Origin of the sequence: Blastococcus sp. VKM Ac-2987 (genome assembly GCF_026967805.1) — a bacterium.
In the GTDB taxonomy this organism is placed as follows: domain Bacteria; phylum Actinomycetota; class Actinomycetes; order Mycobacteriales; family Geodermatophilaceae; genus Blastococcus.
In genome coordinates this window covers 1,509,749-1,524,996 of record NZ_JAPVBG010000001.1, presented here as the reverse complement: position 1 = coordinate 1,524,996, position 15,248 = coordinate 1,509,749, and the positions used below count along the sequence as shown (strand labels likewise).

Genomic DNA, 15,248 nt, shown 5'->3' with positions numbered 1-15,248 from the left:
GCGGGTCAGACGGTGGAGGGCGCGCCGTACCGGCGCGCGTACTCCTCACGAGCGCCCTCGGGGAGGACGTCGTAGAGCTCCCCGAGCTCCGTGTGCGCCTCGGGGGCGAGGTCGTCGAAGAGCTGCCGCCACGTGGGCGGGTCGTCGTAGCTGCGGGTCAGCAGCAGTTCCCATGCCTGCGCCTGGCGGTCCCGCTTGCTGCGCTCGGCGACGAACTCGGACAGGTAGCGGTCCTTCGCCGCGGTCTTCTCCGCAGCGGTGGCCCCGGCCGGCAACTCCCCGGCATCGGCCCCCTTGAGCACGCCGACGATCGCCTCCACGACGTCCGGCCGCACCTCGCCGTGCTCTGCCATGTCCTGCGCCTCCTCGTCTCCGGCCCGCAGTTCCAGGCCCTTCCCCGCATGCGGCCCGGTGAACCCTGCTCGGGTGCAGGATGCCGCACCACGCGCCGGACGGCCCGTCCGGTGGTGTCCCGGCGAGCGTCGCACGGGCGCCCGGTACGATCGCTCCCGTACCTGGAGGATTCGCCTAGTGGCCTATGGCGCTCGCTTGGAAAGCGGGTTGGGGGCAACCCCTCGGGAGTTCGAATCTCCCATCCTCCGCAGTACGACGGGCCCCGGTGCGTGCACCGGGGCCCGTCGCCGTCCGTGGCGCGGGCGCAGGACCGACCGGGGCGGCGAGGGGGGCGGCGCGCTCCGGCCGGCGTGCCCTACAGTGGTGTCCGACCCCTCGTGTGGCGTCACCCTGTGAACCTCCCCAGGGCCGGAAGGCAGCAAGGATAAGCGGGCTCTGGCGGGTGCGCGGGGGGTCCTTATCTTTTCCGGGGGCCGATCCCGCGGCCCGCCGTCCACCGGCACCTCCGTCCGGTCGGTCCGGCCACGTAACCTCCACGGCGTGGCTCTGGCGCTCTACCGCAAGTACCGCCCGGCGACCTTCGCCGAGGTGGTCGGGCAGGAGCACGTCACCACCCCGCTGATGAACGCGGTCGACGGCGGCCGGATCAACCACGCCTACCTCTTCAGCGGCCCGCGCGGCTGCGGGAAGACGTCGTCGGCGCGCATCCTGGCCCGCTCGTTGAACTGCGAGCAGGGGCCGACGTCCACGCCGTGCGGGGTCTGCGAGTCCTGCGTCGCGCTGGCGCCCGACGGCCCCGGCTCGCTGGACGTCATGGAGATCGACGCGGCCAGCCACGGCGGTGTCGACGACGCCCGCGATCTGCGCGAGCGCGCGTTCTTCGCCCCGGTGAGCAGCCGTTACAAGGTCTACATCGTCGACGAGGCGCACATGGTCACCACGCAGGGCTTCAACGCCCTGCTCAAGGTGGTCGAGGAGCCGCCGGACTTCCTGGTCTTCGTCTTCGCCACGACCGAGCCGGAGAAGGTCCTCCCGACCATCCGCTCGCGCACCCACCACTACCCGTTCCGCCTGGTCCCGCCGACGACGCTGCGCTCGCTGCTGGAGAAGACCTGCGCGGCCGAGGGCGTGCAGGTCGAGCCGACGGTCTTCCCGCTGGTGGTGCGGGCCGGTGGTGGCTCGGTGCGCGACTCGCTGTCCATCCTGGACCAGCTGCTGGCCGGGGCCGGACCCGAGGGCGTCACCTACCGGAGCGCCGTCGGCCTGCTCGGGGTCACCGACGACGCGCTGCTCGACGAGACCATCGACGCCCTCGCCGCCTCCGACGCGCCCGGGGTCTTCCGCGCCGTCGACCGCGTGGTCGAGGCCGGCCACGACCCGCGCCGCTTCGCCACCGACCTGCTCGACCGGATGCGCGACCTGATCGTCCTCGACGCCGTGCCCGACGCCGGTGGCAACGGCCTGCTCGACTGCCCGCCCGACCGGCTGGACCTGATGAACCAGCAGGCCCAGGCGCTCGGCTCGGCCACCTTGTCGCGCATGGCCGACACCGTGCACGAGGGCCTCGCCGAGATGCGCGGCACGACGGCGCCCCGGCTGCTGCTCGAGCTGGTGTGCGCCCGCATGCTGCTGCCGGCCACCGACGGCTCGGCGGCCGCGACCCTCCAGCGCCTGGAGCGGCTCGAGCGGCGGATGTCGATCGCCGGCGAGCACGCCGGCCGGCCGGCCGCGGAGGTCGGGCACCAGGAGGCGGTCCCCGCCGAGACGCCCCGCGCGCCGGCGCCCGCCGAGACGCCCCGCGCGCCGGCTCCCACCGAGGAGGCAGGCGCGGCGCGGCGCGAGTTCGTCCGCAGGTCGCAGGCCCAGCAGCAGGCGGCGGGCCGGACGGCCGGCCCACCGCAGGCGCAGCCGGCCCCGGCCGCCCCGGCGCGGCAGGCCCCGGCCGCTTCGCCGCAGCAGCAGGCCGCGGCGCAGCAGCAGCCCCCGCCGCGGCAGGCCCCGGCCGCCGCGGCTGCTGCCGCGTCGGCGCAACCGGCCGCACCCGCGCCCGCACCTGCCCCGTCGGGCGACGACTGGCCGGAGACCGCCACGCCGGGGAGCCGCCCGCGGTCCGCCGCGGCCGCACCCGCCGCCCCGGCCGACGACTGGCCCGAGACGGCGCAGCCGGGCAACCGGGCGCGCACCGCTCCGCCGGCCGCGCCCGCCGCGCCGACCACTCCGGCTGCCCCGGCGGCCGAGCCTGCCCGGCGCACCCGGGTCACGGCCGACGAGCCGGACATCCCGCTGCCGCCGGAGCCGACCGACGACGAGGACTGGCCGCACCCGGCGCAGCCGGCCGCGGTGCAGGCCGCGGCCGCGCGGCTCGAGCAGCCACGCCCGCCCGCGTCGCCGCCGCGCGCCGCCGCGGAGTCCGCGCCCGCACCGCGGGGCGGGGAGCCGACGCCGGTCGTCTCGGCCAACCCGCCGGAGGCCGCCTCCGACGGCGAGCTGACCACCACCGACGTCCGCCGGGTGTGGCCGGAGCTGCTCGCGGTGGTGAAGAAGCACAAGCGGACCACCGAGGCGCTGCTGAAGAACGCCCAGGTGCACCAGCTGGCCAACGGCGTGCTCACGCTCTCGACGTCGTCGCCGGCGCTGGCCCGGCGGCTCGGTGACGACCTCAACAAGGACGTCCTCCGCGAGGCGCTCAACGAGCTGCTGGGTGTCCGCTGGCGCGTCGACGCCGTCGTCGAGGGGGCCGGCCCGGCGGCCGGTGCGCGGAACGCGGCACCGGAGGAGGCGCGCGAGGCGGCACGGGCGGCGGAGGCCGCCGAGGCCCGGGAGCTGATGGCCGAGCGGGCGGCGGAGACCTCCTCCGACGGCGACCGCGAGCCCGCACCGGCCGTGGACCAGGAGCAGGCAGCCCTGCAGCTGCTGCGCGCCCAGCTGGGCGCCCGGCCGGTCGACGGCTGACGGGCGGGGCGGCGCGCCCTCACCTGTCGCATCCGCGGCCTACTCTCGTGGCATGTTCCCCGGAGGCCAACAGCCCGACCTGTCGCAGCTCATGAAGCAGGCGCAGCAGATGCAGCAGCAGCTCGCCGCCGCCCAGCAGGAGCTGGCGGCCACCGAGGTCACCGGCACCGCCGGTGGCGGCCTGGTCTCGGCGACGATGACCGGCGACGGCGACCTGACCGCGCTCACCATCGCGCCCGACGCCGTCGACCCCGACGACCTCGAGACGCTGCAGGACCTCGTCGTCGCCGCCGTCCGGGACGCCAAGCGGGCCGCCGACGAGATGACCGCGAACCGCATGGGCCCCCTGGCCGGTGGTCTCGGCGGCGGCCTGGGGCTGCCCGGCCTCTGATCGGGCCCGCCCGCCCGATCCACTTCGCAACCCGAGGAGCCCCGTGTACGAGGGTGCCGTCCAGGACCTGATCGACGAGCTCGGTCGCCTGCCCGGCGTGGGGCCGAAGAGCGCCCAGCGCATCGCCTTCCACCTGCTGTCGTCCGAGTCCGCCGACGTCAGCCGGCTGGTGGCCGCCCTGACCCGGGTCCAGGAGTCGGTCCGCTTCTGCGTGACCTGCTACAACGTCGCCGAGGCGGAGCAGTGCCGCATCTGCCGCGACCCGCGCCGCGCCGACGACGTGCTCTGCGTCGTCGAGGAGCCCAAGGACGTCGTCGCGATCGAGCGCACCCGTGAGTTCCGCGGCCGCTACCACGTGCTCGGCGGCGCGATCAGCCCCATCGACGGCGTCGGCCCCGACGACCTGCGGGTCAAGGAGCTGATGACCCGGTTGATGGACGGCGCCGTCACCGAGCTGATCATCGCCACCGACCCGAACCTCGAGGGTGAGGCGACGGCGGCGTACCTCGCCCGCCTGGTCGGCCCGATGGGGCTCGCGGTCTCCCGGCTGGCCAGCGGGCTCCCCGTCGGCGGCGACCTCGAGTACGCCGACGAGGTCACGCTGGGTCGAGCCTTCGAGGGCCGCCGCCGCATCGACGCCTGAGTACCGGCGCCGCCGACCGGTGCGCCCCACCGGCCCGGGGGCGGCAGCTGCCCTGGCCGCGGTCCGTCTCTGCCCACCCCGGCTGGGCAGAGACCGACCGCGCGCGGGAGAGCTGCTGCCGCGCCCCGCCGTGCGATGGCCTCGCGTCCCGCAGGCGCCCGCGCACCGTCGGTCACCGGGGGCGGTGGCCCGCCGTGCGCCACCTCCTCGCCCCCGCAGTCACGACGCGGTAACGGCGCTCCGGGCACCTCTCACCGCTGAGGAACGCTGTGTTAGACCTTGAGATCTTCTGGTCCCAAGGGCGACTGCGTGGAGATCGTCCGCCGTCGCTGTCGAAGAGAACGAGGTAACGGATGACTTCCGGTTCGATCGGCCGTCGGCGCGGAGTCGCCACGGCGGGCATCGCGGCCGCGGCCCTGGTGCTCAGCGCCTGCGGTGGCGGCGACAGCGACGGCAGCGGCGGTGGCTCCGGCGGCGGTGACGGCGGCAGCATCACCATCGGGACCAGCGACAAGATCACCACGATCGACCCGGCCGGTTCGTACGACAACGGTTCGTTCGCCGTGATGAACCAGGTCTACCCGTTCCTGATGAACACGCCCTACGGCAGCCCCGAGGTCGAGCCGGACATCGCGGAGTCGGCCGAGTTCACCTCGCCCACCGAGTACACGGTGACGCTGAAGGACGGGCTCACCTTCGCCAACGGCAACGAGCTGACCTCCTCGGACGTCAAGTTCACCTTCGACCGGCAGCTGGCGATCAACGACCCCGAGGGCCCGGCCTCGCTGCTCTACAACCTGGACAGCGTGGACACCCCCGACGAGCAGACCGTCGTGTTCAACCTGAAGTCCCCCAACGACCAGGTCTTCCCGCAGATCCTGTCGAGCCCCGCCGGCCCGATCGTCGACGAGGACGTCCTCTCGGCCACCGAGCTGACCCCCGACCAGGAGATCGTCGAGGGCGAGGCCTTTGCCGGCCCGTACACGATCACCAACTACGACCAGAACAACCTGGTCACCTACGCGGCCAACCCCGAATACCAGGGGCTGCTGGGAGAGCCGGGCACCGAGCAGGTCAACGTCAGGTACTACGCCGACGCCTCGAACCTGAAGCTGGACGTGCAGGAGGGCAACATCGACGTCGCGTGGCGGAGCCTCTCCGCGACCGACATCGAGGACCTGCGCAGCGACGACGGCGTCCAGGTCGTCGACGGCCCCGGCGGCGAGATCCGGTACATCGTCTTCAACTTCAACACCCAGCCCTACGGCGCGACGACGCCGGAGGCCGACCCGGCCAAGGCGCTCGCCGTGCGCCAGGCGGTCGCCAGCCTGATCGACCGCGAGGAGCTGGCCGAGCAGGTCTACAAGGGCACCTACACCCCGCTCTACTCCTTCGTCCCCGAGGGCCTGACCGGTGCCATCCAGCCGCTGCAGGAGAAGTACGGCGACGGCGAGGGCGGCCCCGACGTCGAGCAGGCGCGGCAGGTGCTCGAGGCGGCCGGCGTCACCACCCCGGTGCAGCTGAGCCTGCAGTACTCCAACGACCACTACGGCCCGTCCTCGGGTGACGAGTACGCGCTGATCAAGGACCAGCTGGAGTCCAGCGGCCTGTTCCAGGTCGACCTGCAGACCACCGAGTGGACGCAGTACTCCGAGCAGCGCACCAACGACGTCTACCCGGCCTACCAGCTCGGCTGGTTCCCGGACTACTCGGACGCCGACAACTACCTGACGCCGTTCTTCCTGGAGGAGAACTTCCTGGGCAACCACTACGTGGACCAGGAGGTCAACGACCTGATCCTCCAGCAGGCGACGACGGAGGACCCGGCCGAGCGCCAGGCCCTGATCGAGCAGATCCAGGAGCTCGTCGCCGACGACCTCTCCACCGTGCCCTACCTCCAGGGCGCGCAGGTCGCCGTCACCGGCACCGACGTGTCCGGCGCCGAGGACACCCTCGACGCGTCGTTCAAGTTCCGGTACGGCGCCCTGAGCAAGGGCTGACCGAGCCGGCGCGCCGAGCCAGTACCACCCGGCCCCGGGTGACCCGCCGCGCGCGGGTCACCCGGGGCCGCCCACGTACGGAACTCCCGCACCGATCTGGGTGGAGACATGACCACGACCACGACCGAGCTCACCGGGAGCACCGACGCCCCGGACGACGAGCCGGCGCCCCGCCGCCGGCGCCGCGGCGGGGGCGGCGGACTGGGCAGCTACCTGCTGGTCCGCTTCCTGCTGATCTTCCCGACCATCTTCATCCTCGTGACGACGGTCTTCGTGCTCATGCGGCTGACCGGTGACCCGATCACCGCGGCGCTCGGCGGGCGGCTGCCCGCGGCCGAGCTCCAGGAGCGGGTCCGCGAGGCCGGCTACGACCGGCCGATCCTGGTGCAGTACTGGGAGTACCTGACCGCGCTGGTGCAGGGCGACTTCGGGACGACGCAGAGCGACAACCGCCCGGTGACCGAGGTGCTCACCACCTTCGGCGCGGCGACCCTCGAGCTCGCCTGCTACGCGCTGATCGTCGCCTTCCTGGTGGGCATCCCGCTGGGCCGCCTCGCCGCCTACCTGCGCGACCGGTGGCCCGACGCGGCGCTGCGGGTGTTCGCGATCCTCTGCTACGCCACCCCGGTCTTCTTCGCGGGCCTGGTCTTCAAGCTCGTCTTCGCCGTCCAGCTGGGCTGGCTGCCGGTCGCCGGGCGGGCCACCACCGGCTCGGAGATCCAGCTGCAGACGCTGGACTCGTCCACCGGCATCTACCTCATCGACGCGTTCTCGACCGGCGACGGCGAGGTGGTCAGCGACGTCCTCCAGCACGCCGTCCTGCCGGCGCTCACCCTCGGGCTGCTCACCGCCGGGGTGTTCCTGCGGCTGGTGCGCACCAACGTCATCGGCACGCTGGGCATGGGCTACGTGGAGGCGGCCCGCTCGCGCGGGGTCAGCGAGCGGCGGCTGCTGCGCAAGCACGCCTACCGGCCGGCGCTGATCCCCATCGTCACCGTCATCGGCCTGCAGATCGCCCTGCTCCTGGGCGGCGCGGTCCTGACGGAGACGACGTTCGAGTGGAAGGGCCTGGGCTTCCAGCTGGTCCAGTACCTGGAGGCCCGCGACTTCGTCGCCGTCCAGGGCATCGTGGTGCTGGCCGCCGTGATCGTCGCCGTCATCAACTTCGTCGTCGACGTCATCGCGGCGCTGATCGACCCCCGGGTGAGGTACTGACATGGCGACCGCTGTGAACGCTCCCGAGGCCTCGTCCGGATCGCAGCCCGCGGGGCGCCGGCGCCGCGGCTGGCGCGACCTCCCCGTGCTCCGGCAGGTGCAGCAGAGCGTGGGCCTGCAGCGCGGCATGCTGGTCGCGGGCCTGGTGCTCACCGGCTTCTTCGTGCTGACGGCGATCTTCGCGCCGCTGCTCGCGCCCTACGAGTACGACCAGCTGCGCGACGCGACCGGCCCGTTCGGGGCCCAGCAGGAGCCCTCGGCCGACCACCTGCTCGGCACCACCGTCGGCGGCTACGACGTGCTGTCGCGGGTCATCTGGGGCTCGCGCACCGCGCTGTTCGTCATCGTCGCCGCGGTCATCTTCTCGCTGCTCCTGGGCGTGCTGCTGGGGCTGCTGTCCGGCTACTTCGGCGGCTGGCTGGACCGGGTGCTGGTCGTCGTCGCCGACGCCATCTACGCGTTCCCGGCGCTGCTGCTGGCGATCGTCATCGGCATCGTGGTCAACGGCGGGCAGTCGAGCCTCTTCGGCGGCATCCTCGCCGCGGCGCTGTCGATCACGGTGATCTTCGTGCCGCAGTACCTGCGGGTGGTGCGCGCGGAGGTGGTGCGGATCAAGTCGGAGGCGTTCGTCGAGTCCGCCCGCGTCATCGGCGCCGGCCACTGGCGGATCATGTCGCGGCACGTGTTCCGCAACTCCACCCGCACGCTGCCGCTGATCCTCACGCTCAACGCCTCCGAGGCGATCCTCACCCTCGCCGGGCTGGGCTTCCTCGGCTTCGGCATCGAGCCGACCGCGGCCGCCGAGTGGGGCTACGACCTCAAGCAGTCGCTGTCCGACGTCACCAGCGGCATCTGGTGGACGTCGATCTTCCCCGGCCTGGCCATCGTGCTGGTGGTGATGGGGCTGACCCTGGTCGGGGAGAGCCTCAACGACCTCGCCGACCCGCGGCTGCGCAGCCGGCGGCGCGGGAGCGCGGCGCCGTCCGACGTCGCCGAGACCTCGGTCGCGGTGGGCCCGTACACCGCCCCGGTCGAGAGCCCCGGTGGCACCGACGGGCTCGAGCGACCCACCGACCCGCAGGAGGGACAGCGATGAGCGGTCCGACGAGGGATGTCGTCGGCATCGAGGACCTGACGGTCTCCTTCGCCACCGACGCCGGTGACGTCGCCGCCGTCCAGGGCGTGACCCTGTCGGTGGCCGCCGGCGAGGTGCTGGCGATCGTGGGCGAGAGCGGCAGCGGCAAGACCGTGACCGCGCGCAGCATCCTGGGCCTGCTGCCCGAGACCGCCACCACCCGCGGTGCGGTGCTGCTCACCAGCAAGGACGGCGCCAGCACCGCCGACGTCGTCACCCTCGGCCGCGCCGACCTCGGGGAGGTCCGGGGCCGGGACGCGGCGATGGTGTTCCAGGAGCCGTCGACGGCGCTGAACCCGGTGTACCCGGTCGGCTGGCAGATCGCCGAGGGCCTGCGCGCGCACGGGAAGTTCAGCAAGAAGGAGGCGCGGGAGAAGGCGATCGACGTGATGCGGCGGGTCGGCATCCCCGACCCCGAGCACCGCGTCGACTCCTACCCGCACCAGTTCTCCGGCGGGCAGAAGCAGCGCATCGTCATCGCGCAGGCGCTGGTGCTCGACCCCGGCGTCATCATCGCCGACGAGCCGACCACCGCCCTCGACGTCACGGTGCAGGCGGAGATCCTCGACCTGCTGCGCCGCTGCCGCGACGAGTTCGGCACCGCCATCGTGCTGATCACGCACAACATGGGCGTCGTGGCCGACCTCGCCGACCGGGTGGCGGTCATGTACCAGGGGCGGATCGTCGAGCAGGCCGACGTCCGGACGCTGTTCTCCGCCCCGCAGGACCCCTACACCCGGCAGTTGCTGTCCTCGGTGCCGCGGCTGGGCGAGGGGCGGGCCCGCACCCAGGACCGGGCCGACTCCCGCACCCGGGCCTGGGAGAGCGCCACCCCGGTCGTCGAGGCGCGGGACCTGCGGATCGTCTACCCGGGGCGGCTGCGCAAGCCCGACTTCGTCGCCGTCGACGGCGTCAGCTTCGCCATCCGGCCCGGCGAGGTGCTCGGCCTGGTGGGGGAGAGCGGCAGCGGCAAGACGACGATCGGCCGCGCCATCGCCGGGCTGACCAAGGTGACCGGCGGCTCCCTGCAGGTGCTCGGCACCGAGATGAACGGGGTCCGGGAGAAGCGGTTCCGCCCGGTGCGCGAGCGGATCGGGTTCGTGTTCCAGGACCCGGCGTCGAGCTTCAACCCGCTGCTGTCCATCGCCGACGCCGTCGCCGAGCCGCTGGTCGTGCACGGCCGGGCGGAGGACCCGCAGGACGCCCGCGGCCGGGTGGACGAGCTGCTCGAGGCGGTGCAGCTGCCCAAGGCCTTCGGCGACCGGTTCCCGCACGAGCTGTCCGGCGGTCAGCGGCAGCGCGCCAGCCTGGCCCGCGCGCTGGCCCTCGACCCGGAGCTGCTGATCGCCGACGAGCCCACCTCGGCGCTGGACGTGTCGGTGCAGAAGCGGGTGCTGGAGCTGTTCGACGAGCTGCAGCGCGAGCTGGGCTTCGCCTGCCTGTTCATCAGCCACGACCTCGCCGTCGTCGACCTGCTGGCCGACCGCATCGCGGTGCTCTACCAGGGCGAGCTGGTCGAGGAGGGCACCGGGGCGGAGGTGCTGGGCAACCCGAGGCACCCCTACACGCAGCGGCTGCTGGCATCCCTGCCCGTGCCCGACCCGGACGAGCAGGCCCGGCGCCGGTCGGTGTGGGAGCAGCTCCAGGGGACCTGAGCGCGGCGGCTACTCCAGGACGACGTCGTCGCCGGTGCGGGTGGCCCGGCGCACGCGCAGCCGCGCCAGCTGCCCGATCACCCGCACCAGCTGCGTGTAGACCGGCGTCGGCCCGTGGTAGCCGAGGAACCCGCGCGGGCCCTCGACCATCTCGCCGGTGCGCACGTCGTAGCGGGCCTGGTGCCAGGGGCAGACCAGGCACCCGTCGGCGTCCACGCTGCCCTCGGCGAGGTCGGCCAGCTGGTGGCGGCAGCGCCGGGAGACGGCGAAGTACCGGTCCTCGCCGTCCGGGCCCGGGCCCCGGTTGCCCACGGCCCAGTCGCCGGCGCGGCGGACCGTCCCGGGCGGCAGCTCGGCGGCGGGGACGGCGTCGGGCTCGGGCACGTGGCTCTCCTCGGTGCGGTGGACGGCGACGGGTCCGGCCCTACCCACCGCGGCCGGGCCGGACCCCTCGCCCGTCGGTAGGGTCGTCCAGGTTCGACTTCGCCCTTCCAGGAGGTATCCGTGCGCCGGCTGTGCGTCGTCCTGGGAGTGCTCGCCGTCCTCCTGGTCACCGGGGGGCCGGCCTGGGCCGTGCCGCCGTTCCGGCTGCCGGAGCAGGTGGTCGACGAGGTCGGTGCGCTCGACGGCGGCACGGCCGAGGTCGAGGACGCGATCGACGACCTCCGCTCGGCCACCGGCACCGACCTCTACGTGGTGTTCGTGTCCAGCTTCGACGGCGCGAACGAGTCGGAGTGGGCGCAGGCGACCGCCGAGCTCAGCCAGCTCTCCGCGGAGGACGCGCTGCTCGCCGTCGCCCTGGACGACGGGCTGTACGGCTTCCTCCGGCCGGCGGACTCCCCGCTCTCCCGCGACGAGCTCGAGGCGCTGGCCGAGGAGCAGGTGGCGCCGCAGTTCGCCGCCGGCGACTTCCCCGGCGGCGTGGCCACCTTCGCCGGGCTGCTCGGGTCGGACGGCACGGCGACCACGCAGCCGGCGGAGACCGGGTCCGACGGCGGCTCCGGCGGCGCCGGGGCGCTGCTGGTGGTCGGCGGGATCGCGGTCGTCGGCGGCGGCGCCTACCTGGTGAGCCGCGCGCGCCGGAACCGCGCCGGCGGGGCGCCGCCCGCGGGCCGGCAGCGGCCGGCGCCCGACCCGTACGAGGGCGTGCCCACCGACGAGCTCCAGGGCCGCGCCAGCGAGGCGCTGCTGGAGATGGACGAGGCGGTGAAGACCTCGCAGCTGGACCTGGACTTCGCCCGGTCGCAGTACGGCGAGGACGCCGTCGCCGGCTTCGGCGCCGCGCTCGCGCAGTCCAAGGCGGACGTCGGCCGCGCCTTCGCGATCCGGCAGGAGCTCGACGACGAGGTTCCGGAGGACGATCCCACGACGCGGCGGATGCTGGCCGAGATCCTGGCGCTGACCCAGGCCGCCGACGCCCGGCTCGACGAGCAGCGCGCGGCGTTCGAGGAGCTGCGCGACCTGGAGCGGACCGCTCCGCAGGTGCTCGCCGGCCTCGAGCCGCGGATCGCGGCGCTGCGCGGGCGGCTGCCGGAGGAGGAGCAGCGGCTCGCCGGGATCCGGCAGCGGTTCTCCGGCTCGGCGGTGACCGCCGTCGCCGACAACGTGCGCGAGGCCGGGGCCCGGCTCGACGCCGCCGACCAGGAGGTGCGCGAGGCCCGCGAGGCGCTCGCCGCCGGCCGGACCGGGGACGCCGTCGGCGACATCCGCGCGGCCGAGGACGCCGTCGCGCAGACCGGCACCCTGCTCGACGCCGTGGGCCGGCTGGCCGCCGATCTCGACGCGGCCGCCGGCCGGGTGGCGGCCACGCGGGCCGAGACGGAGAAGGACCTCGCCGAGGCCCGGGCCCTGGTGGCCGGTGGCGACCGCAGCGGCCTGCAGCCGCAGATCGCCCGGGCCGAGGCGGCGCTGGCCGCGGCCGACGCCGCGCTGCGGCCGTCCGGCGGCACGCCGGGGGACCCGCTGGCCGCGCTGCGCCAGCTCGAGGACGCCGACGCCGCGCTGGAGGAGACGCTCTCGGCGGCCCGCGACGCGCAGACCCAGGCCCGCCGGGCCGCGGCCGCGCTGGACCAGGCGCTGCTCACCGCCCGCTCGGCGGTGGCCGCGGCCGCGGACTTCATCGACACGCGGCGCGGCGCGGTGGGCCCCGAGGCGCGCACCCGGCTGGCCGAGGCGCAGCGGCACTTCGAGGCCGCCGTCGAGCTGGGCCGCACCGATCCGGTGAGCGCCGTGCGCGAGGCGCACCAGGCCGGGATGCTCGCCCAGCACGCGCTGGACCTGGCGCAGGACGACGTCGACCGGTGGAACTCCGGCTACGGCGGCATGGGCGGCGGCTACGGCGGGGGGTACCGGCGCGGCGGGGTGGACCTCGGCAGCCTGGTGCTCGGCGGCATCCTGCTCGGCGGCGGCCGCCGGGGTGGGTTCGGCGGCGGCTTCTCCGGCGGTGGCTTCGGGGGCGGTTTCGGCGGAGGCGGCGGCTTCGGCGGACGGTCCGGCGGCGGCTCGTTCGGCGGCGGGGGCCGGTCCGGGGGCGGCTCCTTCGGCGGCGGGGGCCGGTCCGGCGGCGGTCGGTTCTGACCGTCGCGCAGCCGGCGCCCCGAACTGTCGTACTCCGGTGGGACGGTGACCTCCCCCACAACCGGAGGAGGCAACCATGCCCACGCGAGACACCCCCTGGCCGGCCGGAACGCCGTGCTGGGTGGACTACGGCGCAGCCGACCTGGCGGCGGCGAAGGAGTTCTACACCGCTCTGCTCGGCTGGGAGTACACCGGCGGTGACCCCGAGTTCGGCGGCTACCTGAACGCGGAGAAGGACGGCCGGCAGGTGGCCGGGCTCGGTCCGCAGATGGACCCGGACGACCCGCCCCGCTGGACGACCTACTTCGCGACGGACGACGCGGCCGCCGCGGTCGCCCGGATCCGGGAGGCCGGCGGCACGGTGCTCGTCGAGCCGATGGAGGTCGGGCCCATGGGCACGATGGTCGTCGCCCTCGACCCCCAGGGGAACCCGATCGGCCTGTGGCAGTCCGGCGAGCACACCGGCGTGCAGCGGTACAACGAGCCGGGCTCGCTGGTCTGGAACGAGGCGGCGGTCGACGACCCGGAGGCGGCCCGGGCGTTCTACACCGCCGTCTTCGGGTTCCGGTTCGAGGAGATCCCCGGCGGGGAGGGCTACACGACCTTCGCCACCGGGGGTGACCCGCTCGGCGGGCTCGGCGCGGTCGTCCCCGGGGTGCCGAAGGGCTGGTCGACCTGCTTCGCGGTGACCTCGACCGACGGCGCGGTCGCCACGGCGACGTCGTCGGGTGCGAAGGTGCTCCTCCCGGCCGAGGACACCGAGTACGGCCGGTTCGCCGTGCTCACCGACCCGTGGGGCGCGTCGTTCTCCGTCATGGAGGTCGCGGCCGGGTGAGCTCCACCCGGTAGCCGGTGCGAACGGGGCGCGCCGGCGCGCCGGGCTCAGCCGGGCAGCTGCCCGTACGCGTGCTCGGGTCGGAACCGGACGACGAGCCGGCGGTCGGCCACCATCGCCGCGCGGTAGTCCTCCCAGTTCTCGTGCTCGCCCGAGATGCCGCGGTAGTAGGCGATCAGCTCCTCGACCGCTGCGTCGTGCGGGTCCTGCGCGACCGGCGTGAGCTCAGCGGTCCCCTCGACGGCGACCCAGGTCCAGAAGTCCTTCGACGCCACGTGCAGCGTCACCCGCGGGTCGCGCTGCAGGTTGCGGGTCTTCGCGCGGTCGGCGGTCACCGAGACGCGGATCAGGCCGTCGTCCCAGGCGTAGCCGACGTTGGACAGCTGCGGCCGGCCGTCGCGCTTGACCGTCGCGAGCACGCCCCAGCGCTGCTCGGCGACGAAGGCCAGCAGCCGGGGATCGGGGCCGGGGGAGGCGGTCATGGACGCAGCCTGCCTCAGCGGACCCGGCCGCGCGGCCGGAGCGCGACCGGTGGCAGCGGCGGTGCCGCCAGCCGGTCGCCGTCGTAGCCCTCGACCGTGCCGAAGCGCCGCGACTCGGCGTTCCACTGCTCGGCGTAGTCGGCGATCTCCTCGCCCGACCGGCCGATGAAGTTCCACCACATCACCAGGCGCTCCTCGAACGGTTCCCCGCCGAGCAGCAGCAGCCGGGACCCCGTCCCGGCGCGCACCCGCAGCGTGGTGCGGCCGGTGCCCAGGTACAGCATCGCGCCGGGCTCGAGCACGACGTCGTCCACCGTGACCGACCCCGCCGACGCCAGCAGCCCGTACTCGAAGTCGGCCTCGAGCGGGAGCTCCACGTCGGCGCCGGCGGCGAGCTCCAGGTCGACCCCGACCAGCGGGGTGTAGGCCCGCCCCGGCGACGTCGCGCCGCCGAAGCCGCCCATGAGCACCGTGGCGGTGAGCCCGTCGGAGCTGAAGCCGGGCAGCACGCCGTGGTGCTCGAAGTGCGGGGCGACCTCGCGGTCGGCCTCCGGCAGTGCCACCCACAGCTGGGCCCCGTGCAGGTACCGCGGGTGGGTCGCCGGCGACTGCTCGGAGTGGGCGATCCCGTGCCCGGCCGTCATGAGTGCCAGCTCGCCGGGCCGGAACCGCACGTCGCTGCCGAGGGAGTCGCGGTGGTGCACCTCGCCGTCGAGCAGCCAGGACACGGTCTGCAGCCCGGTGTGCGGGTGCGGCGCCACCTGCATGCCCGGGCCCGCGGCGATGTCGTCGGGGCCGTAGTGGTCGACGAAGACCCAGGCGCCCACCATCCGCCGGCCGAGCGTGGGCAGCAGCCGGCGCACGTGGGTGCTCTCGCCGAGCAGCACCTCCTTGCCCGGGAGCAGGTCCAGCGCCGGCCCGGCGGTGGTGCCGGCCAGCCCGCCCAGGTCGCGGGCGGGCGGGTGGCGGTCCAGGTTGCTCATCGCGCGTCCCCTCCTCGGCGCCGCGG

General features: G+C 74.6%; 13 protein-coding genes, 1 tRNA gene and 1 other RNA gene. 11 read left to right on the top strand and 4 right to left on the bottom strand.

Features of this window, described 5'->3' with window-relative positions; all coding sequences use genetic code 11:
• Positions 1-5: 5 nt before the first annotated feature.
• On the bottom strand, positions 6-353 hold the full coding sequence (locus O2W17_RS07590; protein WP_269191791.1) for a hypothetical protein: 348 nt from the start codon (positions 351-353) through the stop codon (positions 6-8).
• A 164-nt stretch (positions 354-517) separates the two neighbouring features.
• Between O2W17_RS07590 and O2W17_RS07585 the strand changes: the two genes are divergently transcribed.
• The 9 genes from O2W17_RS07585 (at position 518) to O2W17_RS07545 (ending at position 10,345) form a co-directional block, all read left to right on the top strand.
• Positions 518-602 (top strand) — tRNA-Ser (locus O2W17_RS07585).
• 118 nt (positions 603-720) lie between these two features.
• Positions 721-816, top strand: an RNA gene (ffs, locus tag O2W17_RS07580) — signal recognition particle sRNA small type.
• A gap of 78 nt (positions 817-894) precedes the next feature.
• Positions 895-3,306, top strand: a complete 2,412-nt coding sequence (locus O2W17_RS07575) for a DNA polymerase III subunit gamma and tau (protein WP_269191790.1) — start codon at positions 895-897, stop codon at positions 3,304-3,306.
• Positions 3,307-3,358: 52 nt separating this feature from the next.
• On the top strand, positions 3,359-3,697 hold the full coding sequence (locus O2W17_RS07570; RefSeq protein WP_269191789.1) for a YbaB/EbfC family nucleoid-associated protein: 339 nt from the start codon (positions 3,359-3,361) through the stop codon (positions 3,695-3,697).
• A 43-nt stretch (positions 3,698-3,740) separates the two neighbouring features.
• On the top strand, positions 3,741-4,340 hold the full coding sequence (recR, locus tag O2W17_RS07565; RefSeq protein WP_269191788.1) for a recombination mediator RecR: 600 nt from the start codon (positions 3,741-3,743) through the stop codon (positions 4,338-4,340).
• A gap of 353 nt (positions 4,341-4,693) precedes the next feature.
• Positions 4,694-6,340: an ABC transporter substrate-binding protein gene (locus O2W17_RS07560; protein WP_269191787.1), complete on the top strand. Its 1,647-nt coding sequence runs from the start codon at positions 4,694-4,696 to the stop codon at positions 6,338-6,340.
• A 108-nt stretch (positions 6,341-6,448) separates the two neighbouring features.
• Positions 6,449-7,555, top strand: coding sequence for an ABC transporter permease (locus O2W17_RS07555; protein ID WP_269191786.1), 1,107 nt, complete (start codon positions 6,449-6,451; stop codon positions 7,553-7,555).
• A 1-nt stretch (position 7,556) separates the two neighbouring features.
• A complete protein-coding gene (locus O2W17_RS07550) occupies positions 7,557-8,651 on the top strand; it encodes an ABC transporter permease (protein ID WP_269191785.1) in 1,095 nt (364 codons plus the stop codon).
• Complete coding sequence (locus O2W17_RS07545) at positions 8,648-10,345, top strand: ABC transporter ATP-binding protein (protein WP_269191784.1); 1,698 nt, start codon at positions 8,648-8,650, stop codon at positions 10,343-10,345. The genes O2W17_RS07550 and O2W17_RS07545 overlap by 4 nt, the downstream gene beginning before the upstream one ends.
• Positions 10,346-10,354: 9 nt before the next feature.
• Here the strand turns inward: O2W17_RS07545 and O2W17_RS07540 are convergent, their stop codons facing one another.
• Positions 10,355-10,729 (bottom strand): Rieske (2Fe-2S) protein, encoded by a 375-nt coding sequence (locus O2W17_RS07540; protein WP_269191783.1) that lies wholly within the window; start codon positions 10,727-10,729, stop codon positions 10,355-10,357.
• Between the two features lie 120 nt (positions 10,730-10,849).
• Here O2W17_RS07540 and O2W17_RS07535 point away from each other — a divergent pair, with 120 nt between their 5' ends.
• The gene (locus tag O2W17_RS07535) at positions 10,850-12,922 is read left to right on the top strand and encodes a TPM domain-containing protein (protein WP_269191782.1); all 2,073 of its coding nucleotides are present in this window, start codon (positions 10,850-10,852) and stop codon (positions 12,920-12,922) included.
• Between the two features lie 76 nt (positions 12,923-12,998).
• Positions 12,999-13,757, top strand: a complete 759-nt coding sequence (locus O2W17_RS07530; protein ID WP_269191781.1) for a VOC family protein — start codon at positions 12,999-13,001, stop codon at positions 13,755-13,757.
• Between the two features lie 47 nt (positions 13,758-13,804).
• On the opposite strand, the gene O2W17_RS07525 is transcribed toward O2W17_RS07530, so the two are convergent.
• Both O2W17_RS07525 and O2W17_RS07520 read right to left on the bottom strand, forming a co-directional pair.
• Positions 13,805-14,239, bottom strand: a complete 435-nt coding sequence (locus O2W17_RS07525) for a PPOX class F420-dependent oxidoreductase (protein ID WP_269191780.1) — start codon at positions 14,237-14,239, stop codon at positions 13,805-13,807.
• 14 nt (positions 14,240-14,253) lie between these two features.
• Positions 14,254-15,222: a pirin family protein gene (locus tag O2W17_RS07520; protein WP_269191779.1), complete on the bottom strand. Its 969-nt coding sequence runs from the start codon at positions 15,220-15,222 to the stop codon at positions 14,254-14,256.
• Positions 15,223-15,248: the final 26 nt, after the last annotated feature.